Origin of the sequence: Roseateles oligotrophus (assembly GCF_025717515.1) — a bacterium.
In the GTDB taxonomy this organism is placed as follows: domain Bacteria; phylum Pseudomonadota; class Gammaproteobacteria; order Burkholderiales; family Burkholderiaceae_C; genus Paucibacter_A; species Paucibacter_A oligotrophus.
The window spans coordinates 164219-189274 of the sequence record NZ_JAJIRN010000008.1; the positions used below are offsets into that span (position 1 = coordinate 164219).

Sequence of the window (25056 nt, forward strand, 5' to 3'; positions counted from 1 at the left end):
GTCAATTTATTTTGGTTAGTTAATAACATAGTTTATTAACTATTGAGTCTTGGTGTGGTGTTGACTATCAAATTATTTGGTGTAAACAAAATGATGCTACCTGAAAACACTTTTCTGCTTCAAGATGATTGTGGAAAGAAGTACATTTTAAGTACTGATCTAGAGTGCTTGAATTCCCTCATTATTTTCATGCGTGCAGTGGTATATGGAAAAGATACATATATCAAGACCGCTATGAAATCCAATGGCAAACATGCTGCGAAAGTATCAACTTTAGGGCATAACCTGAGTCGATTGGGTCAGTACGCTTCGATATTTACTCGTGACTATGTGTTCCATCCCATAGTGGCGTTCTTCTTTGCTGAATATCGAGCGCATGAAATACAGCGCTGTGTTGATTGCGGACCCAATAGTCATGCCGGTAACGGCAGAACGGTAACTGATGTTTTCGATGACTTTGTTACTGTCATGCGCAGTCACTCTTTTGAAACCGGTCTCAAGAAGAAAATCTCAGACTGGGAAAGCAAGGCCAAGAAGAATCTGAAGCGAGTTCACCAGTTTGAGAAGCAACTCTTTGCCCGTTATGCCAGATTGACTGTGATCCGTCTGGATCTTGAACATCTTGCAGCAACCTTCAGCACCAAGGAGATTGAGGCATTTCTTCAAGAAACATGCATGCAAAAGATGAACGACAAAGATTGGTACTGGGATGGTGGAGATCTTTCAACCCCTAAGAAGGCCGATGTTCGAGTCTCATTCGAAGAGGTTCAGCGCGACCGTGAGCGCCTGTTCGCAAACATGAAGGGCAAGCCCAGTCTCTTCAGACATCTGGTCGGCTACGTCTGGCGCATTGAATGCACCCCGAAGGCTGGCTATCACTTGCACTTGGCATTGTTCTTCAATGGCTCGCAAGTTGAAAAGCATGAGTGGCTAGCCCATCAGATCGGCGAATACTGGGCTCAAGAGATCACGCAGGGGCGAGGGCGCTTTCACAATTGCAATATGGCATGGGACAGTAGTTCTCCGCACTATGGCCTTGGAGAAGTCAACCATGACGACCATGCGAAGCGGGCGAATCTGCGCGAGCGAGTGCTGCCCTACTTGGCCAAAGCCAAGCAGGCTGTTCATGCGCTGCCCTACAAAGGTTGCAATCAGTTTGGGTGCGGCTTTGCTCATCGAGACCGCTCCAAGGGGCGCGGCCGTACGCGCACCAAGGACGTGCGAGTCCATGAAAAACCAAAGGGTGCCCGCGTTGTTGCGCGTATCCGAAATCGTCATTCATTAGGTGCGATAGGCACTTAGCCGCGACGCAGGTTACCTTGCGCGAGTGGTGGTCTGGCGGCCACCGTCAGCAAGGACCTCCGTTGCACAACAAAACTGAGGTGAATATGGGACTGAAAAATGACCCCTTGGTCTCGCCGGGCGCTGCCTTGGCGTTTACATGTCTCTCATTGGCACTGCTGGCTAGTTCGATCTCAGTGAGCATTGCTGCTGCGGCTGGATGGCAGCGAGGCGGAACCGATGAGCAGAAGATCCTTCTGGCCGGGGTAGGTGTCGTGGCTGTTTTGGGTGCGCATCTGCTTTTGGCGTTGTGCCGACAGGCTTCCGCTTTGGTTCGGGTTCTGGGCTTCGCGCTCTGGCTCATCTGCGGTGCCTTCGTAGCGTATGTGCATGCAGGCTATTTTTTGGGTGCACAAGACCAGGCTGGGGTGCGTCGCGCTGCAACCGTCGTGCCGCTTCAACAGGTGGCGTTGGTTGAGCCAAGGCGAGCTCTTTCAGCTGTACTGGAAGAGCTTGCGAAGGTAAAAGGCTTGCAGGCAGGCCTTGCGCGGAACTCCTGTCTGGAAGGATGTTCTGCCCACAAGGCCCGCGAGGTGTTTCTGATTGCTCGTGGCCAAGCACTCGAAGTCGAGGCTGAGGAAGTGCGGAGATGGCAAGATGCGAAGGTTCGCCTTGACCAGCGCAAGACTTTTTTGCTGGATGATCCAGTCACGAGCAGATTAGCTGCCGGACTGGGGATGGAAACTGGGGTGGTGAGCCTGGTCACGGGCATCCTGTTTTCCGTCATTTTGGAAGGCCTAGGCTGCCTGTGCTGGTACTTGGTGCTGTTGCGCCATGACTCGACGCTGACTGGTTCGGTCATGCCCGCAGGCAGTGACCCAATTGAAGTTGTTGGCGTACATGAAGCTTTGGCCGTCCAGCCGCGAGCCGAGCTCGATTTGTTGGCAGCGAAAGTTAAATCAGAAATTGAGGAAGGTCGGGTTCAATTAACCGTAAAGGGAATACGCGAGTATCTGGGCTGCGGCCAGGGCAAAGCTAGCGAAGTGAGGCGTATTCTCGGGCAGGACTCTTCTGTTTCAATATCCGCGCTGGACCCGGGTAGCTGAACGAAAAAATCACCGACACTAGCGGCATGAGTAGTTTGTTGAATTGAGAATTGAACTGATCTATGAGTAATAAAGAGTTGGCGACATGCGTTGACCTGTTTTGTGGGGTTGGCGGTCTGACGCACGGTTTCGTAATGGAAGGAATTTCGGTGGCGGCCGGGATCGACTTGGATCCCGCATGTCAGTATCCGTACCAAGCGAATAACTCGGCGAAGTTTGTGCAGGGTGATGTGAGCAAGCTTGATGGGACGGCACTGAAGGCCCTGTTCGAGGATGCCCCTTATAAAGTGCTGGCGGGGTGCGCACCATGTCAGCCTTTCTCGACTTACGCGCAGCGTTACGAGTCAGATGGAAAGGAAGGCAAGTGGGGCTTGCTGTACCACTTTGCCCGGCTCGCCGAGGAAGCTCAGCCGGACGTGATCACCATGGAAAACGTGCCCACGGTCGCAAAGCATGCCGTGTTCCAAGACTTCGTTGAAAGCTTGAAGTCCTTCGGCTATCACGTTTGGTTTGAAGTGGTGGACAGTTCCTTGTATGGCGTGCCACAGGCTAGGCGCCGCATGGTGCTTCTGGCTTCTAAACATGGTCCGATCAAACTGATTGATCCCTTGACGCCGACTCCTAGAACCGTCAAGCAAGCGATCGGCCACTTGCGGCCTATCGCTGCAGGTGAATCAGCTCCGCGAGACCGGCTGCATGCGTCCGCTTCACTGTCACCCCTGAATCTGCGCCGCATCAGGGTTTCCAAGCCTGGAGGAACTTGGCGCGATTGGCCAAAAGAGTTGGTCGCTGCCTGCCACCAGGCGGACACGGGGCGCACTTATCCCGGCGTCTATGGTCGGATGGAGTGGGATAAACCGGCGCCCACCATGACAACTCAATGCCATGGTTTCGGGAACGGCCGATTTGGGCATCCTGAGCAGGATCGCGCCATTTCGTTACGCGAGGCAGCCCTGATTCAGAGCTTTCCGCGCGACTATGACTTCGTCCCCAAAGGCGGCGAAATCAGCTTCACAGCCCTTGGCCGGTTGATTGGCAATGCGGTGCCGGTCGAGTTGGGCCGTGCAATTGCCCGAAGCATTCAATTGCATCTGGCAAGTCTTGCTAAGCACTGAAGCCACGGCGATTGCTGGCTCTGCCGTGCAAGAGTTAGAACAAGCGCAACAAGGTATCAATGGCTCACCCTGTGAGCCATTGATGATTTATCTTTGCCGAAACCTGTCGTTGGATTGAATGATGGCAAGATAGTCGTACAAATAAAAGGTTAGGGGAGGGAATCATGCAAGAGAAAGATATCTCGGCAGTTTCAAAATACCAGGCGCTTCCAGAGCCCGGGCAATTGGTTGAAGTCAGGCGTCGCCAGTGGGTTGTCGCCGAGGTGGCTTCGTCGTCATTGCCACAGGTGCGGGTCCGCCATACCTTGGTGTCGCTCTCATCCATTGATGAGGACGGGCTGGGCGAGGAGTTAGAGGTAGTTTGGGAACTTGAGCCCGGCGCGCAAGTGATCGAACGTGCTGGCCTGCCGGCCATTTCCGGGCAAGATGATGCTGCAACACTGGATGCGTTTTTGGACGCAGTCAGGTGGGGTGCCGCGACCAATGCCGATCGAGGCTTCTTGCAAGCCCCGTTCAGAAGCGGCGTCAGCATTGAAGACTTTCAACTCGACCCTTTGGTCCGCGCTATCGACATGGCGCGTGTCAATTTGCTGATTGCCGATGACGTGGGCTTGGGCAAGACGATCGAGGCGGGGCTGGTCATTCAGGAGATGCTGCTGCGTCACCGTGCACGCTCAATCATGATCGTTTGCCCGGCGTCGTTGCAAGAGAAGTGGCGTGTGGAGATGCTCGAAAAGTTCGGGCTTGAGTTCAAGATTGTTGACACGCAATATGTCAAGGATCTGCGGCGCGAGCGAGGCATCCACGCCAATCCTTGGGTCTCACATCCCCGTTTGATCACATCCATGGACTGGGCCAAAGGCGGCGAAGGTCTTCGGGCCATGCGTGATGCTTTGCCTGCCCATGCCGGTTACCCACGCAAGTTCGACCTCTTGGTCGTTGACGAGGCCCACAACGTTGCGCCGTCGCCCGGCGCCCACTATGCAATTGAGAGTCAGCGAACCCGACTCATCCGTTTGATCGGCCCACACTTTCAGCACCGCTTATTCCTGACCGCAACGCCCCACAACGGCTACACAGAGTCCTTCACGTCCCTGCTTGAACTTTTGGATGACCAGCGTTTTGCCAGGAACATTCTTCCTGACGACAAGCAGTTGAACCAGGTCATGATTCGTCGCCTGAAGAGCGACCTTGTTGACGCCGCCGGCAACCTGCTCTATCCCAGGCGAGTGTTGAATGCCCTGGAGGTTGCCTACACCGCCGCCGAGCGCAGTCTGCATCAAAAGCTCAACGAGTTCTGTGTAAGCCGCGAGGGTGGTTCTGGATCTGGCGGCGGGTCGATTGGAGTTTCGTTCATCAATCAGCTGCTCAAAAAGCGCCTGTTCTCGTCACCTGCGGCCTTTGCCTCTACGTTGGAGAAGCACGCCGCCACGCTGGCATCTGGCCCGCAGAAGAAAGAGAAGAGCGCCATGGGCGAGCGCATCCTGTTGAAGGCGATTCAGCGGGTTGAAGAAGACTATGCGAACGACCAAGACGCTGAGCAGGCGCAAACCGAGGCAGTAGAGGAGGCCACTCGGCATATCGATCCTTTGTCACCGCAACAAAAGCAGATGCTGGCCGAACTCCGTCAATTGGCGCAGCAATGCAAGTCGCAGGCCGACTCTAAGGCCATGGCCATCGTTGCCTGGCTCACGGCCAACCTGAAAACTGACGGTCAGTGGAATGGCCGGCGCGTGATTCTGTTCACCGAGTACCGCACCACCCACCAGTGGTTGCACGCAATTCTTGCCGCGCATGGCTTGGGCGGCGACCGCCTCAATATCCTGCACGGCGGGCTCGATAAAGATGAGCGTGAACAGGTCAAGGCCGCTTTTCAAACCGATCCCAAGGACGCCCCCGTCCGGATTTTGCTGGCCACCGATGCGGCGTCAGAAGGCATTGACTTGCAGAACTATTGCAATTGCTTGATCCACCTTGAGATCCCCTACAACCCCAATGTGATGGAGCAGCGTAACGGCCGAATTGACCGTCACGGGCAAAAACAAAAGGAAGTGCTGATTTGGCACCCCGTGGACGGAGCTAAGTCCGGCGAGGCGACCGTTGGCGGCCATGGCGATGACATCATCCGTTCGTTGCGCAAGCTCGACCTGATGCGGGCCGATATGGGCAGTGTCAATCCGGTCATTGCACCGCAGATGTCGGGGCTGATTGAAGGCGGCTTGAAAGAGTTGGACACCCGCCTCGCCGAGGCCAAGATTGCCAAGGCCAGGCGCTATGTGCAGGCTGACCGAGAGATCAAGGCCCGCGTCGCCAAGCTGCATGAACGCCTGCTCGCCACGAAACAAGACTTCCACCTCACTCCGGATCACATCTTGATGGCGGTGAAGACTGGCTTGGAACTCGCTGGGCGGCCTCCTCTTGTGCCGATCGTTTTCGACGGCGCACCTGCCGGTTCGGTGTTCCGCATGCCGGCACTGTCCGGCTCATGGGCTCGATGTGCGGAAGGGCTGAGCCACCCATATTCCAGGCAGGTTCGCCCGATTACTTTTGACCATGCCGTGGCCAAGGGGCGTGAAGACTTGGTGCTGGTTCACCTGAATCACCGATTGGTTCAGATGTGTCTCCGGCTGCTTCGGGCCCAGGTTTGGGCGGGTGATGATGTCAAGAAGTTGAACCGGGTCACGGTCAGAGTGGTGGCCGACGACTTGCTGGACGCTCCCGCGCTTGCCGTCGTATCTCGCCTGGTTGTCACCGGCGGCAAGCATCACCGCTTGCATGAGGAATTGACCGTCGCTGGCGGCCATTTGCGTGACCAAAACTTCAAGCGGGAAGATAGCGTCATGCGTGTGCAGCAGTGGATAGATAGCTCCAGCCCCATCAAAGCCGATGACGCCTTATTCGATGCGCTGCGATCACGGTTCGGCCGTGCCGAGGAGGCCGTCATGCAGACGGTGGACGCCCGCTCCAAAGATCGTTTGAAGTTCTTGGCCAACACGCTGCAAACCCGCAAACAGCAAGAGCTTGCCGATATTGACTCGGTGCTGAATGAACTGGAAAAGTCTATTCAAACCGAGCTGAAGAAGGACAGTGCGCCGGCGCAACTGAACTTGTTCAGCGAAGACGAGCGAACCCAACTCAAGCGGGATACGGTGGCGCTTGATGCCCGCCTTGCGCGCATCCCCGCCGAGCGGGCAGAAGAGGCCGCAGCCATCGAAACCCGCTATGGCAGCTTTGTCGACCGCACATTCCCGGTCGCCGTGGTGTTCTTAATTCCCCAATCTGTATTGCAAAGAGGTGTTGCATGAGTCGTTCGAACAGCGTGCACGACGACTGGCTGTCACTGATCGAAATCTCGGGGCCCTTTCTGGCGGTGCCCGTCCTCACCGAGGCGTTCTCCACCGGTTTAGAGGAACTTGACGGCGACAAACGCAGGCGATTGCGCCAAGCCTATGACGAGTGGCGAGACGCGCTTGAAAACGACGACCCATTGTTCCCGGAGCTTCACCAGGCCTGGCTGGATGAAGTCTTGTCGCGCGGCCTGGAACTGGACGAAGACGGCAAGGGTGACGTTCTCAAGCGGACCGACTGGTGTGCAGCTAACCTCAAGGCAGCCTTGCCAGAACATGGGGTGACGTTGACGCCCAATTTTGCGGTGATTGATGAGCAACGGGCCAACAAGCCCTTGCTGCTGATCCAGACCTATGCGCAAGACGCCGACCTCAGCTCAAGCTTTAAGCAAGACGGCTGGGCCGCCACACCCGCCGATCGTATGGTTCAGATGTGCCGCTCACTCGGTTGCCGACTCGGGCTAGTCACCAACGGCGAGCGCTGGATGCTGGTGGATGCCCCGGTTGGTGCCGTCACAACCTTTGCCAGTTGGTATGCCCGTATCTGGAGCCAAGAGCCCATCACTTTGCAGGCCTTCGTGCACCTGCTTGGCATTCGCCGATTCTTTGGCGAAGAAGCCAAGCAACTGCCTGCATTGTTCGATCGCTCACTGAAGTTTCAGGACGAAGTCACCGACGCCCTGGGAGAACAGGTGCGCCGCGCCGTCGAGGTATTGATTCAGGCGCTGGACAAAGCCGATCAGGACCGCAATCGCGAGCTCCTGCACGACGTCAAAGAAGCCGTGCTTTATGAGGCCGCGCTGACGGTGATGATGCGCTTGGTGTTCCTGCTGTCGGCCGAAGAGCGCGATCTGCTGCTTATGGGCGACGAGCGCTACGAAGCCAACTACGCGCTCTCCACCTTGCGCATGCAGTTGCGCAAGGAATCCGAGGAGATTCTGGAGCGCCGCTGGGATGCCTGGTCGCGCCTGCTGGCGATCTTCCGCGCCGTGTTTGGCGGCATTGAGCACGAAAACCTGCGTCTGCCTGCTTTGGGCGGTTCACTGTTCGATCCGGATCGCTTCCCCTTCCTCGAAGGTCGGGCCAAAGGCTCCCACTGGCGCAGCGATGCAGCCAAGCCACTGCCCATCGACAACCGCACTGTGTTGCTGCTGCTAGAAGCCATTCAGCAATTTCAGGGCCGCACGTTGTCTTACCGTGCGCTGGATGTCGAACAGATCGGCTACGTCTACGAGGGCCTACTTGAGCGCACCGTCAAACGTACCGATGAAGTCACACTAGAACTGGATGCCACCAAGAGCGCCAAGACCCCATGGGTCAAGCTGGCCGAGCTGGATTCGGCACGTTTGGACGGTGCAACGCGACTGGCTGAGTTGCTGCAAGACCGCTCCGGTAGTTCTGCCAGTCGAGTGCGCAATGATCTGGCTAAACCCGTCGATGACACCTTGGCCGATCTTCTATTGACTGCTTGCCAAGGCGACACCAAGCTTCGTGATCGGGTCAAACCCTATGCCAATCTGCTGCGCACTGACCCATGGGGATATCCGCTGGTATATCCCGTTGGAGCCTTTATCGTCACCACCGGCTCCGACCGGCGCGAAACCGGCACCCACTACACCCCGAAATCGCTGACTGAAGCGATCGTCGTCGAGACGCTAACGCCCGTGACTTATGTTGGTCCAGAAGCGGGTACGCCGCGCGACCAGTGGATATTGAAATCACCCTCTGAATTGCTGGACTTAAAGATTTGCGACCCGGCCATGGGCTCAGGCGCTTTTCTTGTGCAAGCCTGCCGCTGGCTGGCTGGTCGGTTGGCGGAGGCCTGGTTACAGGCTGAAGGCAGCGGAAAGATGATCAGCGTCGATGGCGAAGTGCTGGATGCACCGGCCAACAAGGAGCCACTGCCCCGCGACACCGAGACTCGCAATTTGATCGCCCGCCGCCTGATAGCTGAGCGCTGCCTGTATGGCGTCGACTTGAATCCGCTGGCAGTCGAGCTGGCCAAACTCTCGATTTGGCTGGTAACGATGGCCAAAGGCCGCCCCTTCGGCTTTCTTGACCACAACCTGCGCTGTGGCGACAGCTTGTTGGGCATTCACAGGCTGGATCAGCTCACTGAACTCTCAATGACACCCACCGGGAAAGGTCAGCAAAGCTTGTTCGGGCAGAACATCAAGCTGGCAGTTCACGAGGCGATTGAGTTGCGGCAACAGTTGCGTGCAATGCCAATACTCGACATTCACGATGTGGAGGCCATGGCGCAGCTGAATGCCGATGCCCGCAAGCGGCTCAATCTGCCCGAACTCATCGCCGATGCGTTCATCGGGGAAGTTTTCGCTACCTGTGGCACCGGTGCGACGCTTGGAAACGCGCTTGCCTCGCTCGCTATCCAAGCCGGGCAAGTTATTGACGGCGATCAAGATACTCCAGCAGCAATGCGCCGACGAGCCCGCGCAGCGCTTTCAATCGACCTGTCTGAGGAGAAGCCATCTCGCCGGCCATTTCATTGGCCGCTGGAGTTCCCGGAGGTATTCGTGCGCGAAGGCCAAGGTTTCGATGCCATCGTCGGTAATCCGCCGTTCAGTGGCGGACGATGGATCGGACGTCGTTTTGGTCTGACGTACCAAGAGTATTTGAAGCTGATCCGCAATGGCGTCGTGGGCTCCCCTGACCTTTGCGTATATTTCTATCTGCGAGCCTTCGTCTTGCTCGGATCGAATGGCTGCTTTGGTCTGTTAGCCACCAAGTCAATCACAGAGACAGGCTCCCGTGTCGTCTGCCTGGATCAAATCATCAGTAACAGTGGAGTTGTGTATCGTGGATACTCCCGGCTCCCTTGGCCTGGAAACGCAGCCGTATTCGTTTCAATCGCCTGGGTTGCACGTAGCCACTGGCACGGTGATCGCATCTTGGATGGTCGGGAAGTAGCAGCCATCAATGGCGCTTTAGAAGAGGATGTCCAGCTAAAGCGCCCAATGAAACTGAAGGCGCTCAAGGGACGATTCTCTCAAGGGCAGAATCTCCATGGCGTGGGATTCGAATTGACCGTCGACGAGCGGGCTCAAATGCTTTCTGTCGATCCAAGGTCGACCAATGTCATGCGCCCGCTATTTAATGGGCAAGACCTAAATAGTATGCCGAGATTGGAGCGCTATCGCTGGGCGCTGTACTTCCAAGATTGGTCAGAAGAACAGGCCCGCCAGTACCCTGCAGCGTTCGATCGCTTGGAGGAGATGGTCAAGCCAATGCGTGATGCTTTGACGGGACAAATACATCAGAAGTGCTTCTGGAAATTTTGGGATTTGCGTCCCGGGCTGATTCGAGAAGCGGGCGAGAACGAATTTTTTCTTGCTTCGGCGATGGTGACGAAATATGTGTGTTTTCGACGCGTGCCAACGAGCAATGTCTATAACCACAAAACAATTGTTTACTTCCTCTATGAGTGGCGCGATTTCGCGGTTTTGCAGTCCAGCCTCCACTTGGAATGGGCGTATTGGAATTGCGGAACGCTCGGCGGATCCACACTAAGCTACTCGACGTCAACTGCCTTAGAAACATGGCCCATGCCCGTGCGAAGCACTGAGGGTCTGACTGAGCTTGACTGTCTCGGGAAGCGCTATCACTCGGATCGTGAGGCACTGTTGGAAGGTCATTCGATCGGCCTTACACAGTTCTATAACCGTTTCCACGACAAGTCAGATGATGATTTTCAGATTGAGGCAATGCGCAGCCTGCATCGTGAGATAGACCAGGCGGTCGCTCGTTCGTATGGCTGGGATGATCTTGACCTAGATCATGGATTCCACGCAGTTCCGTACCTACCAGAGAGCGATCGCATTCGATTTACCATAAGTGATCGTGCGCGCCTTGATGTCTTGCGCCGTTTATCGGAGCTGAATCATCAACGTTATGAGGAAGAAGTGTCCCAAGGGCTGCATGGCAATAGAGAGGCGCGCACTCCCCGCCGCGCTCGCAGCACTGCGTTGGAGCAGCCTTCACTCGACTTCGAGCCAAGAGAAGTAGCCACCGCCACCGCCAATGGCTCGACGCCATCCTCGGCCATCCTTAGCTTCTTGGGCGCACACGATGGCTGGCACGCCAAGACCGACGTCGTCGCCGCCACAAGTATCACGGATGGCCAGTGGAACACCGGAATCGCCGACCTGATCGCAGGCGGCCGAGTCGAACGCCAAGGAGAAAAGCGTGGAGCACGCTATCGCCTTAGGCCCGGTGCCGGCCATAAGGTTGAGCATCACGGAGGGACGGCATGACTCGAACCCAGCCCTCCCGACGTTCGAGATGGCCAAAGCTTCCATGACATCACATTGCACACTGGAAAACTGTCCATGACAAAGCCAAGCGCTGATACTGCCCAAGCGAGCCCGACAAAGCAGTTTTTTGTCTCAATGCTCACACGCGACATTAAGCTTGAAGACGCAATCCTTGACCTGCTCGACAACTGCCTTGATGGCGCGATGCGCCTGGCAAAAGGCAATGCCGTCGATTACGCCAAGCATTTCGTGAGCATCGAAATCGCCGAAGACCACTTTTCCATCGCCGACAACTGCGGCGGCATCCCCCGCGAGGTTGCTAAGAATTACGCATTCAAGATGGGTCGCGAAAGCGACGATGGGCGTGATTCGGACACCGAGACCATCGGCATGTATGGCGTTGGCATGAAGCGCGCGATTTTTAAGATGGGAGAGAACGCGCTGGTGCGTACACGGCATGGCGACGACATGTTTGAAGTGCCGATAACGTCGCAATGGCTTAAAGCCCAGAACTGGGATCCGCTACCGATCAATGAGCCAACCGAAGTAGAGGAGCAGCTCGCCGAACCTGGCACCACGATTCTCGTCACCGATCTGTATGGAGGCGTTGCGCGGCATTTCGCCAATGTAGGATTTGAAAACGATGTGCGCACCGCGATCGCGGAGCACTTCACGATGTTCATTCAGTGGGGCTTGACGGTTGTACTCAACGGCAAGGCTGTAGAGGCTGTGCGTGTCGAGGTGCTCGTTTCTACAGACGAGAAGAGTCCAGCCCCATACATCTACCAAAACACAATTGACGGCGTATTGGTCTCGATTACCGTAGGTCTCAACACAGGAAAGAGCCTCGGCGACGATGATGACGACGATCCTGGCTTTGAGCGTGATCGCTCGTCTGCAACTGCAGGCTGGACAGTGCTGTGCAACGACCGTGCGGTCATTGTGGGAGATAAAGGGCGCCTAACAGGTTGGGGTGACGGTATCCCGCTCTATCACCCACAGTTCGCCATCATCACCGGCATTATCGAGTTCCGTTCAAAGCACGCCGACAAGCTACCGGTTACAACCACCAAGCGGGCGCTCGACACCTCTTCGAACGTCTGGCTTGAATCTCTTGTCAAGATGAAGGAGGGCATGCGCATCTGGATTTCGTATACCAACCAGTGGAAGAACCATCCGCGCGCCGATCAGACAAGTCATTGGGATTCAGCCAAGCCGATGCCACTGAGCCGGGCCATTGAGGTAGTTTCCAGTCGAAGTGCTACCAGAATGATCGCGGGCGCCATTGAGTTCAATCCTCTGAAGGCGAAGGTTTTGCCGGTGCCGGAGGATAAGAAGCCTTCGTCCAAGAAGGTTGTTTTTTCCCGCCCTGCCGAAGAGATACGACTTGTGTCGAAGATGCTTTTTGACGACCCGGGCGAAAAGGCGGGCATTGTTGGTGAAAAGTGTTTCGAGATGCAGCTCACCAAAGCTCAGTCGCTGAAGGATGAACAATGAGTGCGGGCTCATCTCTACCGTATCGGCTGAGGCCAAACAAGGCCGTGGATCGAGAGCTATTTCTGTCGCTCCTAATGCGACTGGCCTCGATGCTCTCGCTTGAAACTTACCATTACGTCGGACTCGGTGGTCCTTTCCTCGAAGACTTCAGACTGGTTCACGGCCGGCTTGGAATCGCCAAGATGACGTGCGTGGAAACTGAGGAGCAGGTGCACAAGCGACAGATCTTCAATCGCCCCCTGTCGTCAATTGAGTGCGTCCACCAGAGCCTCGAAGACTATCTGGACGAAACCGATTTCGACTGTCCCGTGATTGTTTGGTTCGACTTCACAGAGCCGAGAGCCATTACCTCGCAGATCGAACGGTTCGCCCGCACCATCGGAACTGTACAGATTGGCAGCATTCTGCGCATTACCCTCAATGCCAATCCCGAGTCATTGGGCAAACCCGATCACAAAGACATCTCGGTCGAGGCTGGAGGTGATGTCTCTGGGGACCGATCACACAAGCCGACGACGCAGGAATGGCGTCTCGCGCGCTTTAAGGAGAGGCTTGGTTCATTTTTTCCAAGCGGACTGACAGCAGCAGGAATGACGCAGAAGAACTATGGCGCGAGCCTTCTTCTTTCGCTCAAGTTGGCTGTAGAGAAGGAAGTTCTGAACTTTCAGGATCGACGCATTGTCTGGGCGCTCGCCACTCACTATGCCGATGGCCAAGCGATGGTTACTGCCTCACTCGTGGTTTGCGCCAACGACGACAAGACCATCGAAGCGCAAATTAAGGCTTGGGAATTCCATACAACTACAGACGCGCCGCATCGAGTCGATCTGCCTGCGCTCTCGACGCTTGAGCGGTTAACGATGGAGTCGAGCTGCAATGCTCAGGCCAAGATGGGCTTTGAGTTGCCGAAATCGAACATGGGTGAAAGCCCGTTCGACGTGTTTAAGAAGTTCTATCGCATCTACCCGCATTTCTCGCGTGTCGAACTTTAGGCCTTGATTTTGAGATCCAGAAAATGACCACAAACCCCAACGCTTGGGTCGCCATTGATCATGGCCTTGCTGGCGACCACGCGCTGGCACCCTACACATTGCGGCTGCAGGGCGACCGTTCGCTCTATCTAGCGATTGCCAACGACGATTGGGTCTTGGTCATAAGCCCCGGCGCTCAGATTACCCGCGTTGGCCGTGTGATCCGTATCCGTTCAGACCTCACGACGACGACCCTGTACTTTGACCGATTGCTGCAGTTGGCCGCACCGGTCTCTGCGGGCGTGACGTCATTGGTGCTCCCGCAGTCGGGTCCGGTGGGGCGCATCCAATGGAGCGATTTTCTGGAGACCTTGGATAGGCATCTGTTGACGCCGATTGGCCAAATCCCCTTGATAGGTTCAAAGTCAGATCAGCATGAACTGGCCTACATCCGCGAGTTGTTGCAACTGGCCGTAACGGACGACCTGCTCGGACCGGCGGGAGGCCCTCATGAGCGCATCGTCGACATGGGTGTGCGCGACCGCTACTTGGTGGGCAAGCTTGCACCGCGAGAGGTGGCTGAGCGCGGGCAGGAGTCTCCGGTGGACGCCGAGACCGCAGAGGATGAAGAAGCCGACTTGGTGGTCAAGGCCGCCGCTGGCACGATGGATTCGCCTTCAGTGAAAGCGAGGCCAGATAAAGAAGGCCCCGACGAAGTGGATGCCGCCAGCAACCAATCTTTGGTGCCCAGCAGTTTGGGCTTTACCTTCTGTGTTGCCGGCGATGTAGCCGAAATTGAGCTGGAAGCCCGATGGGGGCGCTATGAGCGCCGCGACGATCACGACTTCGTCAAGGTTCGCAAGAACAAGGACACCGGTGCCGAAGTTGAAGTCAAGGCCAAGGTTTGGCAGCGCGTACCTTGCGGCGGGAAGATCACACTGGACTTGCTGAGTGAGGGGCCGGTAGGTTTGGTGGCCCCGGATGTCGACAACCCCGAGGTCATGGTTCAAGGCTCAATCCGAGCCAAGAATTCAAATGGGGACCGACTCATCACCTTGTTCTTGGTGAACGCTCAAAGCGAGCCGGATTCAAATAGAGATTCGGCCTGGCTGTTTCAGCCGGAGCTGATCGTTCGCGCGCCAGCGGGTGCGGCCGACCCCGCTATTTTCCGCAGACGCCCCGTACAGGACGCCAATGCCTTTGACCCAGAGCGCGAAGCGCTTGAGATGATTTACCGCAACCGCGTTGAGTTCGCGGTCGGCCATGGCGTGGCAGTAGGGGCGACCGAGGCAGACGACATCATGCGGGCGACCGAGGTCCGCACGACGGTGATGCCTCAATACGAGGTACAGGTCACCGAAACGCCGGGGCTTGACCCGACCGACCGACCCGCAATGCGTGTGATGGTCGATAGCGGCTTGTTGGACATGGAACGGCTTGCAAAACTCGACGTGGCCGATTTGGTGCAGGCGCTGGGCATGCTGACCGATGACTATGCGGCTTGGATCGCGGAGCAGCGAGCTCGCGTCGGGGTTGAGGTGCTCGGCCACGATGCGCAAGCCAAGTTGGCGATGGAACGCTGCGACCAGATTCTCCTGCGCTTGCGCGAAGGCATTGCGACGTTGGGGACCGACCCTAAGGCCTTGGCCGCGTTCCGCTTCGCCAACCAAGCGATGGCGACGCAGCGGGTGCGCAGCCTTTATGCCTTGGCTGTCCGACGCAAAGAAGACGTGACGGTCGATCAGTTCAACCTGCTAAAGAATCGCAGCTGGCGACCATTCCAGCTTGCCTTTGTTTTGCTCTCGATCCCGGCTTTGGCCAACCCCATGCATGACGATCGGGTGCAAGCGATTGAGGCCTATGCGGACTTGCTTTGGTTCCCCACCGGCGGCGGCAAGACCGAGGCCTATTTGGGTGTGGCAGCTTTCACGATGGCGATCCGGCGATTGCAAGGCAACTTGGGCGGTTACGACAGTTCACGCGGCTTGTCGGTGATCATGCGTTACACCTTGCGGCTGCTCACTTTGCAGCAGTTTCAGCGCGCCACTGCATTGATCTGTGCGATGGAAGTGTTGCGTCGGGTGGCAATAGCCGCAGGTGACCAAAGCCTGGGTGCCGAGCCATTCACGATAGGACTGTGGGTCGGCAACAAGGTGACGCCAGGCACGACCGAAGAGAGTCATGAGGTCATTGAGAACATTCGTAACCCGGCGAAGTATCACGCCGGTGCTGCATCACCTGCCCAGCTGACGAGCTGCCCCTGGTGCGGCACCGAGATTGAGCCCGGCAAGGACGTCGAGGTGAGCAAGATTCACGGGCGAACCTTTCTGTATTGCGGCGACAAAAAAGGCCGCTGTGATTTTTCCAGAGGCAAGTCGAGCACCCAAGCGCACCCAGGGCTCCCGGTCTTGGTGGTTGACGAAGAAATCTATCACCGCCCTCCGACGATGATGATCGCGACGGTGGATAAGTTCGCGATGATGGCCTGGCGCGGGCAGGTTCGAACCTTGTTTGGCCGCGCGGGCCAAGAATGCGAGCGCCACGGTCTGCTGTGGAAGGGTTGCGGCTGCACCGGTAACCACCCCAAAGACAAGGTGGGGCCGGCGAGCAAGGTCAAGCCTATCGCCCACCAGATCCGTCCTCCGGACCTGATCATTCAGGACGAGTTCCATTTGATTAGCGGGCCCTTGGGCACGATGGTGGGCTTGTATGAAACCACGGTGGACAAGCTGTGCAGCTGGGACTTGAATGGCAAGACGGTCAAGCCGAAGATCATCGCTTCAACAGCGACGGTTCGTAAGGCGACCGAGCAAGTCAAGGGTGTATTCATGCGCCAGGTGTCGGTGTTCCCGCCGCATGGCCTAGATGTCGAAGACAACTACTTCTCGGTTCAACGCCCTATCAAGGCCAGGCCGGGTCGGCGCTACCTTGGCGTTTGTTCGCCCGGTAGCTCAAGGCCTGCGATGTTGATTCGGGTCTACACCGCGTTCTTGACCGCCGGCCAAGGCTTGTTTGATCGTTTCGGTGCTGCAGCCGACCCCTATATGACGATGGTTGGTTACTTCAACTCTCTGCGTGAGCTGGGCGGCATGAAGCGGCTGGCGGAGGATGATGTACAGACCCGTGCCTACCGCGTGAAGATGAGCATGGTGGAGCGCCCGGCACTGGCTCAGCGCAGTGTGAACAATATTCGGGAGCTCACTTCTCGCGTCTCAAGCCAAGACATTCCGAAGTACCTTGACCAGATGGAGGTCAAGTTCAAGGCCGAGTACGACTCGGCTTCAGAGAAGTATGTAACGCGCTGGAAGGATGGCGACACCCGCGCGATTGACGTGGTGCTGGCGACGAACATGTTGTCGGTCGGCGTTGACGTCAACCGCCTGGGCTTGATGGCGGTGAACGGGCAACCTAAAGGGACGGCCGAGTACATCCAGGCGACCAGCCGTGTTGGTCGAGCCTTCCCGGGCTTGGTTTGCACCGTGCTGACCTGGGCTAGGCCACGAGACCTATCGCACTACGAAACCTTTGAGCACTACCACGCCACTTTTTACAAACACGTTGAAGCACAGTCGGTAACGCCGTTTTCACCTCGGGCGATGGACCGTGGTTTGACAGGCGCGATGCTGAGCTTGATGCGCCTCGATAACGACGTGCTGAGCCCTAACGATGGGGCCGGGGAGCTCACGCAGCCAACTCAAAGCGAGATGACCGAGGCGACGAGTGTGTTGGTCAATCGGGCCTGGTCGGTTACCGACCTGCCGACCACGCAAGCGCTGGCGCAGCAGGAGTTGAAGGCGCGTGCCGATGAGTGGGCCAAAGAGGCGAATGTGGGAGGGCGAATCTTGGCTTATGAAAAGAAGGGGGCAGACAAGGACATGACGGCTGCGCTGATCAAGTCTCCCGGTATTCATGCTTGGGACCATTGGACCGTCCCGATGTCAATGCGCGAGGTGGAACCTGGGGTGCGCCTGATCATGAATACCAGCCGGCTTGACGATGACCAGGCTTGGGTCGCACAACAGATTTCAGAGGGAGATGACTGAATGATCGTCAACAATAACAAGACGCCGGTCGGTGAAGTTAGGCCGAGCCAGCTGCTTTGGACCTATGGCCCGGGTGCGTTGATTGACCTGCCTAATTTGTCCGTGGTGACACTCGGCATTGATCGCTGGGAGAAGGACCGCTGCCAGCCCATTCAAGAGGCTCGTTTGTTGGATGCAGTCAGAAAGGTGTTGGGCCCGCAGGTTGAAAACCTACGCATGCCACCCTTCAAGAAAGGGGAGCAACTGGATCCCTTTTCTGCCGAGGCCAATATTGGCGTCCCGGTGCGGCCTTTTCCTCGCTGGATGCGCTGTGTGAAATGCGGTTTGCTGTCGCCGTTTGACGCTCAGCTATTCGAAATCAAAGAGAACCAGTATCGACCGGAGCGAACGCGTTTCGTGCACAGAGGATGTACGGGCTCGAAAGGTACCGACAAGGCCAAAGATGCCGATGCCGTGCCGGCTCGTTTTCTGCTGGCCTGCCGTAATGGCCATCTGGACGATTTCCCCTGGCACTACTTTGTGCACGGCGGTGCAGGCACATGCAAAGGCACGCTGAGTTTTTACGAAAGCGGCGCTTCTTTGCAGACCGAGAACCTTTGGGTGAAGTGCTCGTGTGGAGCATCCCGCAGTTTGGCGCAGGCTTTCGGCAAGGCAGGCAAGGAAAACTTGCCCGCGTGCCGAGGCCGTCATCCGCATCTCGATCATTTTGATGTTGACTGCAAGGAGCCACCGAAAGCTGTGCTCTTGGGCGCGACGGATAGTTGGTTTCCGATCACCTTATCGGCCTTGGCCATTCCGCAGGCAAGTGATCCCTTGACTCAATTGGTGCTGGATGGATGGGATTTTTTTGAAGATGTGACCACCGAGACAGAAGTAGCTCCGATCGTGAAGACGCTCAAGAAGACGGGGTCGCTTCCTGGCATTGACAAGTTCACCCCTGCCGCCATTTGGGCGGCCATCGAATTGCATCGAAGCGGCGGCAAGGCCGAACAGGTGGGGGAGGCTGACATCAAGGGACCCGAATGGGCGGTGCTGACCGAGGCCAATCCGCCGACAGATTACCCACACTTCATGAGCAAGAAGGTCCCAAAACCGCAGGGTTTTGACAAGTACATCTCACGAGTTTTGTTGCTTGAACGACTTCGCGAAGTGAATGCTTTGTTGGGCTTCACCCGTGTTGAGGCGCCGGAATCAAGCGGCGACTCTAGCGACCGATCGCATATGGCCGCTCTGGCCATGGGCAAGCCGGAATGGGTCCCTGCCAATCAGGTCCATGGGGAGGGCATATTTATCCAGTTTGAGGAGCAAACCCTGGTCGATTGGGAGGCCTTGGCAGCGGTGAAGCAGTTGGATGTGCAGCTACGTGGCGGCCATCGAGGTTGGCGCAACTCGCGAAAGCTGGATCCCGTCGAAGGCTATCCAGGCATTCGTTACGCCATGCTTCACACCTTGTCGCATTTGCTGATCCGAGAACTGGCGTTGGAGTGCGGCTATAACGCGGCCAGCATCCGAGAGCGGATCTACGCCGACACATCAACGGATCAGCCTCAAGCGGGCATCTTGATTTACACGGCGGCGGCCGACTCAGATGGGACTCTGGGTGGCTTGGTGGACCTCGGTAAGCCGGAGAACCTGGGTCGCCTGTTGGAGCAAGCATTGAACCGTTCGAAGATTTGCTCTTCTGACCCACTGTGTTCCGAGCATGACCCCGAGAAGGACCGCTCCTTGCATGGCGCGGCTTGCCATGCCTGCAGCCTGGTTGCGGAGACCTCGTGCGAGCAAGGGAATCGCTATCTCGATCGTGCGCTTGTCGTGCCAACACTGGTCAATGCAGGCGCAGCGTTTTTCGTCGGCCCATGACTACGGCCGCATTGCTGGATGTAATCACCGCCGTAGTCGAGCAAGTTTCACCGGACAAGGCTGAAGCGCTGGCGCGCCGAATTGGCGTAGCGCCGTTGGGCAGTTCGGCCTTTGTCGATATGTTTGCCGCGCCCATGGCATCGGTCGTGCGTGAGCTTGCGAGCGCTTGGGCGAATTCAGGTTTGTCCGGCCAAGTGGTCAGCGCGATGATTCTGAGCGCAAGCCATGCGTTTAGGACCGCTCAGGCTCGGCAGTCTATAGAGCTTGTGTGGACGGGGCCCCAAACGCCTTGTGTTGCGCCGCGCCGCACCGAGCAAGCCTTGCTGCAGGTCATCACTGCCGCCGAGCACAAGCTTTTTGTGACCAGCTTCGTCGCCTATCTGATTCCGTCCATCGTTGATGCGCTCAATTCGGCAACGCAGCGAGGTGTGGCGGTCTCGGTGTTGCTTGAGTCGGCGCAGGGGCAGGGCGGTAGCCTAGACGTTGATTTCCTGAACCAAATGCGTGAGGTTGTTCCCGCTGCCCGTGTGCTCGCATGGACTCGTAAAACGGACGAGTTTTTGGGCGGCAAGGTCCATGCAAAGGTAGCGGTGGCAGATGGCCGGCTTTGTTTCGTCACCAGTGCAAATCTGACGGGATTTGCGCTGGAGCGAAACATGGAGGCCGGTGTGCTTGTCACGGGCGGGGATGTTCCTGCATTGCTGCAGGACCACTTGGAGGCGCTTGTCGCAATGGCGGTGGTGCAGAGCCCGGCACGCTAGTACGGTCAAACCTGATTCGAATCAGGAAGCCTATTTGGGTCGTAGCCAATGCTTCAGCCTCAGTACCCGGATTGAAGTTTGAATGCCAGGCCAGTTGCTGTGAGCATTCGCGCACCTCATCTTCCGTCGACTGCACTTGGCGTTGCATTGCGGAACAACGTTCCGTGAACGGGTTGTACCCCAAGAGATGCCCTCCGCTACTTGGGAAATGAACGAGCCGTCTTCGCGCGGCCAAATAGGATACTTCCAAACGCATACTGCATCATGTTCTTGCCAGCGCATGGATCGCCCGATGAATAGAGAAACGCGCCAAGCTGAGAGTAACGTGGAGGAGATGCTCGCCGTGGAACTGGCCGATCTGCAGGCCCGCGCGATGCAAGTTTGGGCGGGCCGTGAAGCCGAGGGGCTCATCGTCATAGTCCGCGCCCTGGATGCTGTAGCCCTCGCCAGCAAGTCTGACGTCGACGACGACAAGACCATCTCGATTGAGCGACTCAATGGTAGCCACTTCGTCCGCATTGGTGCTGCATCCGCTCTGAAACCCTTTCTTGCAGCCGTGAAGGGCAGGCAAGACGGCGTCCCCTGGCACCCCATCAATCCAGAAGTCATGGGCCAAGCCTTCCACTACTTGCGGGTCTGCGGGCAGATCACACACCTCATCAGGATGGCTCGCCTCGAGAACTATGGCATCGCCAAGACGACCGTGTCTGGCGGCGAAGCCGAGATAGAGGTGCCGCACAGCGTGTCGGAAATGGCCACGCAGTTCGCGATGGCTCATGTACGACTGCGCGCACGCGAAGAGACGAAACCGTTTGTTCCCAAAGGCGGGTGGTCACGCCTGCGCCATCGGATGCGGAAGTACGTCGACTCCGTCGATGGCTGGTTCATTCGCTACGACAACGATCGCGAAGTTGGTGCTGCGTTCCAAAGTGCAGCGATCAATTATGGCGCCGAGTTCTACGAGAGCGAGGCGCTGATGGACGATGCCCGGATCGGCGACCGGACCTTCGGTGAGTGGAAGCAGGCCGTCCATCAGGCGCTCGGCCGGATCCTCTGCCACATCGAGTTCTGCAAGCTTCTGCGGTTCAAGGCCCCCCACATCGGACTCGGGAACATCACGACGATCTTCGCGCGACGAGAAGACGTCGAGGGTGTCTGGGTACAGGCAGGACTTCCCCCTGAGCAAGTCGAGCCCACCATGAACGCGCTGACGCTCAGCATCGACAACATCGACGAATGGGAGCGATCCTTCGAGCTGCCTTGCCACTTCTACGTCGACTTCGGTCGATACTTTGTCCTGCTTCCTTCCTTCGGGGCGCTGGCGAACCCGTACGTCACGTTATTTAGGCACTTGCGGTCGGAGTATCGGCCGGACTGGGATCGCAGCGTCGACCAGCGGGAAGCTGCCTTCAGATCCGATCTGTCGACGGTCTTCAAGGCGCCGCGGTTCCACATTCCGTCCAATGGCTTCAAGCTGCGCCGCGACGACGGATCAGTGAGTACGGATCTGGACGCTGTTATCGTGGACATCAAGACAGGCTCGGTCGCTCTCGTACAGCTTAAATGGCACGACCTCTTTGGTCATTCACTGTCTGAACGGGAGAGCCGCAGGCGAAACCTGCTCCAGGCCAACCGATGGGTCGAGCGGGTTTCCGACTGGGTCGGCGCCAGATCGTGCAGCGACGTCGCGCGCCAGTTGGGCATGGCATGCCAGCCCTCCGATGCTCCGCCTATGATTTTCGTGATCACGCGATACGCGGCTCGATTCACCGGCGAGCTCGACCAGGACCAGCGCGCCACTTGGCTGAGCTGGTTCGAGATCGTCCACCTGTTCAGCTCCTGCAGCCCGGAGGATCCGATTCGTGACCTACCGGCTCAGGTGCGAAAGCATGAAGACTCTGCTCGCGCACATGATGGCTACTCGGCCAAGTTCCATTTCTCGTCGTTCGCAGTGACGCTCAACGTTCGACCATGATCGCGCAAGGCTGCGCTTCCCCTACACCGCGCACGCCTCCTTGCGAGATAGCCCCGCGGAAGGAATGAATCATGACCACCATCTACTTCTACGGTTTGCTCTGACATGAGGCCAGTACTGCCACGGTCTCATTCTCCCCGTGGCGATGTATGGATGCTCTCGGAGCAGGGCAGGGGTGCTGAGCCGATCAATGTCGACTCACCTATTGGCGGGTACTCAAGTTGCCTACAGATTGCCTACAAGTGACGGCAAGGCCATAAAGCAAAAAGCCACCGCTAGGGTGGCTTTTCTTCTAAGTGCTTGTCACACCTAGATAATTTTGGTGGCGCTTCAGGGATTCGAACCCCGGACCTGCGGATTATGATTCCGTCGCTCTAACCGGCTGAGCTAAAGCGCCTCAAGCCCTCTACTATAGCATCGAGTTTTGCTGGATTGCAAGCATTGGAGAAAAAAGTTTTCAATCGACTAAGGCGGTACGTACGGCTGCCAGGTCCCAGGCGGCATGGCCAACGGTCTTCAGCAGCATGGGCATGCGCGGCAGGACGTTGTTTGATAGAGCCTCGGCCAGGGTGTGGACGCGGCTCCAGTCGACGCCTGCCTGCAGCAGATCGCCGGCCTCGTGGCGAGCGCCCTCAAGGTCATCGACCCAAACTTGCCGTTGGCGTATCTGCTTCGCAGGCAACTCGGCCATTTGAGGTGTGAAACTGCCCAGGCCAACGATCAAGGTGTCGGGTGGAATCTCGTCCGGCAGCACCGAGGTCAGGGAGGTCGTGGCCGTCACTACAACCGCGGCGTCTTCCAAGGCCTGCTCGATAGCGAGCACTCGGGCGTTCAAGCCTTGCGCCGCCAGCGAGGCGGCGAAGGCCATGCTTTGAGCGCGTCCGCGGCCGACGCAGCGCAACTGCACACCGGGCCAACGCTCACCCATGGCCAAGGCATGGGTGAGTGCCTGTGCGCCGGTGCCGACCATCACGACCGATTCGGGCGCGCGGCCCAGCAATGTTTCTATGCCCAAGAGCGTGACGGCGGCGGTGCGTCGGGCTGTCACGACGATGCCGTCCAGAATGATCAGCGGCGTGCCGGTGCCGGCTTCGCTGACCACCACGCGGCCTTGAATGGTGGGTTGCCCGCGCTCGCGGTTGGCCGGCGTCACCGCCACCAATTTGGTGACGGCATAGCGCGCGTCGGTACAGGGCATCGCGAGGTAGGTTCCGCCCTCGGGCAGGGGCAAAACGGTGCGAGGGCTGGCGTGAATCAGACCGGCATGCAGATCGAGCATGGCTTGCCTGACGGCCGGAATCAGTCGCTCGTAGGGCAGCAGGTCGGCGGTGGCTTCGGCATTGAGAATTCGCATCGATGGATTCCTGGGGCAATGCAAAGGGCTGCCCGAGCCGGCCGATTATGATTCCGGCTTGATGATTTGCCGGCCGATGTGGCCGCAGTCACTGCGTCGACGGTGTTTTTTGTCGGGGCAGGCTTTTTACAAGGCAGTGAGCGACGGAATGGCTTCATTCTGGTTCGAGCGCTGCCGCTCCCAGGTTCCGCGATGTTCAGTTTCTTCAAGAAAAAGTTCTCTTCCACGCCGGCTGCGGCCCCTGCGCCTGTCGCTGCGCCTGAGCCAATGGCATTGCCCGAGCCGGTCGCCGCCCCGACCGCGCCGCCAATGCCTGAGCCGATTGCAGAAATGCTGGCGGGGCTGATCGTCGCCCCGGCGGCTTTGCCCGAGCAGGAAGAAATTGCCGCCGCGCCAGCAGTCGTGCCGAGTCCGCCGCCGATGGTGGCAGTGGCGCCTGTGGTGCCGGTCATCGAGCCGCGTCGCAGCTGGATCGACAAGCTGCGCCAGGGCTTGCGCAAGACCGGTTCCAGCATTGCGCAAGTCTTCACCGGCACGCAGATCGACGATGCCTTGTATGAGGAATTGGAAGCCGCGCTGCTGATGGCCGACACCGGCGTGAAGGCGACCGAGCATTTGCTGGCCGACCTCAAACGCCGCGTCAAGGACGCCAAGGCGACCGCGCCCTCGGCCGTGCGCGGACTGTTGATCGAGGCTTTGGCCGACTTGCTGCGTCCGCTGGAGAAATCACTGGCGGTCGGTCGGCACAGCCCGACGGTGATGATGGTGGTCGGCGTCAACGGGGCCGGCAAGACCACCAGCATCGGCAAGCTGACCCGCCATCTGGCCGAGGCCGATCAGAAGATTTTGCTGGCGGCGGCCGACACCTTCCGCGCCGCCGCGCGCGAGCAATTGGCGGTGTGGGCCGACCGCACGCAAGTCGAGATCGTCAGCCAGGAAGGCGGCGACCCCTCGGCCGTAACCTTCGACGCGGTGACGGCCGGCCGTGCGCGCGGCTGCGATGTGGTGATTGCCGACACGGCCGGCCGCCTGCCGACGCAGTTGCATCTGATGGAAGAGCTGAAGAAGATCAAGCGTGTGATCGGCAAGGCGCAGGACGGCGCGCCGCACGAGGTCTTGCTGGTGATTGACGGCAACACCGGCCAGAACGCGCTGGCGCAGGTCAAGACCTTTGATGATGCGATCGGCCTGACTGGCCTGATCGTGACCAAGCTGGACGGCACGGCCAAGGGCGGGGTGCTCGCGGCGATTGCGCGCGAGCGCGCGATCCCCGTTTACTTCATCGGCGTGGGCGAGAAGCTGGAAGATCTGCAGACCTTCAACGCCCGCGAGTTCGCGCAGGCCTTGCTCGAATAAGGTTTCTCGCCCGAGCGCCGGGCCGCCCCAAGCCGGGCGCCCAAAAAAAATGGCCGGTTCGATACCGGCCATTTTTATGTCCCCTCGGGGGACCGATCGCGTAACCGCGGGCGAGGGGT

At 57.9% G+C, this 25056-nt stretch carries 13 protein-coding genes and 1 tRNA gene; 12 read left to right on the top strand and 2 right to left on the bottom strand.

All coding sequences use genetic code 11. The features are described 5' to 3' along the window. Positions 1 to 57 precede the first annotated feature (57 nt). The 11 genes from LNV07_RS18245 to LNV07_RS18295 all read left to right on the top strand — a co-directional run bounded on the left by LNV07_RS18245 (position 58) and on the right by LNV07_RS18295 (position 22227). Positions 58 to 1302 carry an inovirus Gp2 family protein gene (locus LNV07_RS18245; RefSeq protein ID WP_263572606.1) on the top strand — a complete coding sequence of 415 codons (1245 nt, stop codon included), beginning with the start codon at positions 58 to 60 and terminating at the stop codon, positions 1300 to 1302. Between the two features lie 86 nt (positions 1303 to 1388). After that, positions 1389 to 2387 carry a hypothetical protein gene (locus LNV07_RS18250; RefSeq protein WP_263572607.1) on the top strand — a complete coding sequence of 333 codons (999 nt, stop codon included), beginning with the start codon at positions 1389 to 1391 and terminating at the stop codon, positions 2385 to 2387. Between the two features lie 62 nt (positions 2388 to 2449). Continuing rightward, entirely contained in the window at positions 2450 to 3502 is a 1053-nt protein-coding gene (locus LNV07_RS18255; RefSeq protein ID WP_263572608.1) for a DNA cytosine methyltransferase, read from the top strand. 164 nt (positions 3503 to 3666) lie between these two features. Next, a complete protein-coding gene (gene drmD / locus LNV07_RS18260) occupies positions 3667 to 6807 on the top strand; it encodes a DISARM system SNF2-like helicase DrmD (protein ID WP_263572609.1) in 3141 nt (1046 codons plus the stop codon). Then, a complete protein-coding gene (locus tag LNV07_RS18265; protein WP_263572610.1) occupies positions 6804 to 11120 on the top strand; it encodes an Eco57I restriction-modification methylase domain-containing protein in 4317 nt (1438 codons plus the stop codon). The genes drmD and LNV07_RS18265 overlap by 4 nt, the downstream gene beginning before the upstream one ends. Positions 11121 to 11195: 75 nt before the next feature. After that, the gene (locus LNV07_RS18270; protein WP_263572611.1) at positions 11196 to 12617 is read left to right on the top strand and encodes an ATP-binding protein; all 1422 of its coding nucleotides are present in this window, start codon (positions 11196 to 11198) and stop codon (positions 12615 to 12617) included. Beyond that, complete coding sequence (locus tag LNV07_RS18275; RefSeq protein ID WP_263572612.1) at positions 12614 to 13609, top strand: O-methyltransferase; 996 nt, start codon at positions 12614 to 12616, stop codon at positions 13607 to 13609. Before LNV07_RS18270 ends, LNV07_RS18275 begins: the two co-directional genes overlap by 4 nt. 23 nt (positions 13610 to 13632) lie before the next feature. Next, positions 13633 to 17631 carry a DISARM system helicase DrmA gene (gene drmA / locus LNV07_RS18280; RefSeq protein WP_263572613.1) on the top strand — a complete coding sequence of 1333 codons (3999 nt, stop codon included), beginning with the start codon at positions 13633 to 13635 and terminating at the stop codon, positions 17629 to 17631. Further along, the gene (gene drmB, locus LNV07_RS18285) at positions 17632 to 19491 is read left to right on the top strand and encodes a DUF1998 domain-containing protein (RefSeq protein ID WP_263572614.1); all 1860 of its coding nucleotides are present in this window, start codon (positions 17632 to 17634) and stop codon (positions 19489 to 19491) included. After that, positions 19488 to 20252, top strand: a complete 765-nt coding sequence (gene drmC, locus LNV07_RS18290) for a DISARM system phospholipase D-like protein DrmC (protein WP_263572615.1) — start codon at positions 19488 to 19490, stop codon at positions 20250 to 20252. The genes drmB and drmC overlap by 4 nt, the downstream gene beginning before the upstream one ends. Positions 20253 to 20544: 292 nt before the next feature. Next, positions 20545 to 22227, top strand: a complete 1683-nt coding sequence (locus tag LNV07_RS18295) for a hypothetical protein (RefSeq protein ID WP_263572616.1) — start codon at positions 20545 to 20547, stop codon at positions 22225 to 22227. Positions 22228 to 22547: 320 nt separating this feature from the next. Here LNV07_RS18295 and LNV07_RS18300 read toward each other — a convergent pair. Together LNV07_RS18300 and LNV07_RS18305 are read right to left on the bottom strand one after the other, a co-directional pair. Then, a tRNA-Met gene (locus LNV07_RS18300) sits at positions 22548 to 22624 on the bottom strand. A 60-nt stretch (positions 22625 to 22684) separates the two neighbouring features. After that, positions 22685 to 23581, bottom strand: coding sequence for a delta(1)-pyrroline-2-carboxylate reductase family protein (locus LNV07_RS18305; protein ID WP_263572617.1), 897 nt, complete (start codon positions 23579 to 23581; stop codon positions 22685 to 22687). A gap of 192 nt (positions 23582 to 23773) precedes the next feature. Between LNV07_RS18305 and ftsY the strand changes: the two genes are divergently transcribed. Continuing rightward, positions 23774 to 24937, top strand: a complete 1164-nt coding sequence (gene ftsY, locus LNV07_RS18310) for a signal recognition particle-docking protein FtsY (RefSeq protein ID WP_263572618.1) — start codon at positions 23774 to 23776, stop codon at positions 24935 to 24937. The last annotated feature ends 119 nt before the right edge of the window (positions 24938 to 25056 follow it).

Excerpts from the sequence above, each read along its gene's own strand:
- LNV07_RS18250 (WP_263572607.1), top strand. The coding sequence starts at position 1,389 with ATGGGACTGAAAAATGACCCCTTGGTCTCGCCGGGCGCTGCCTTGGCG.
- LNV07_RS18255 (WP_263572608.1), top strand. The coding sequence starts at position 2,450 with ATGAGTAATAAAGAGTTGGCGACATGCGTTGACCTGTTTTGTGGGGTT.
- drmD (WP_263572609.1), top strand. The coding sequence starts at position 3,667 with ATGCAAGAGAAAGATATCTCGGCAGTTTCAAAATACCAGGCGCTTCCA.
- LNV07_RS18265 (WP_263572610.1), top strand. The coding sequence starts at position 6,804 with ATGAGTCGTTCGAACAGCGTGCACGACGACTGGCTGTCACTGATCGAA.
- LNV07_RS18270 (WP_263572611.1), top strand. The coding sequence starts at position 11,196 with ATGACAAAGCCAAGCGCTGATACTGCCCAAGCGAGCCCGACAAAGCAG.
- LNV07_RS18275 (WP_263572612.1), top strand. The coding sequence starts at position 12,614 with ATGAGTGCGGGCTCATCTCTACCGTATCGGCTGAGGCCAAACAAGGCC.
- drmA (WP_263572613.1), top strand. The coding sequence starts at position 13,633 with ATGACCACAAACCCCAACGCTTGGGTCGCCATTGATCATGGCCTTGCT.
- drmB (WP_263572614.1), top strand. The coding sequence starts at position 17,632 with ATGATCGTCAACAATAACAAGACGCCGGTCGGTGAAGTTAGGCCGAGC.
- drmC (WP_263572615.1), top strand. The coding sequence starts at position 19,488 with ATGACTACGGCCGCATTGCTGGATGTAATCACCGCCGTAGTCGAGCAA.
- LNV07_RS18295 (WP_263572616.1), top strand. The coding sequence starts at position 20,545 with ATGAATAGAGAAACGCGCCAAGCTGAGAGTAACGTGGAGGAGATGCTC.
- LNV07_RS18305 (WP_263572617.1), bottom strand. The coding sequence starts at position 23,581 with ATGCGAATTCTCAATGCCGAAGCCACCGCCGACCTGCTGCCCTACGAG.
- ftsY (WP_263572618.1), top strand. The coding sequence starts at position 23,774 with ATGTTCAGTTTCTTCAAGAAAAAGTTCTCTTCCACGCCGGCTGCGGCC.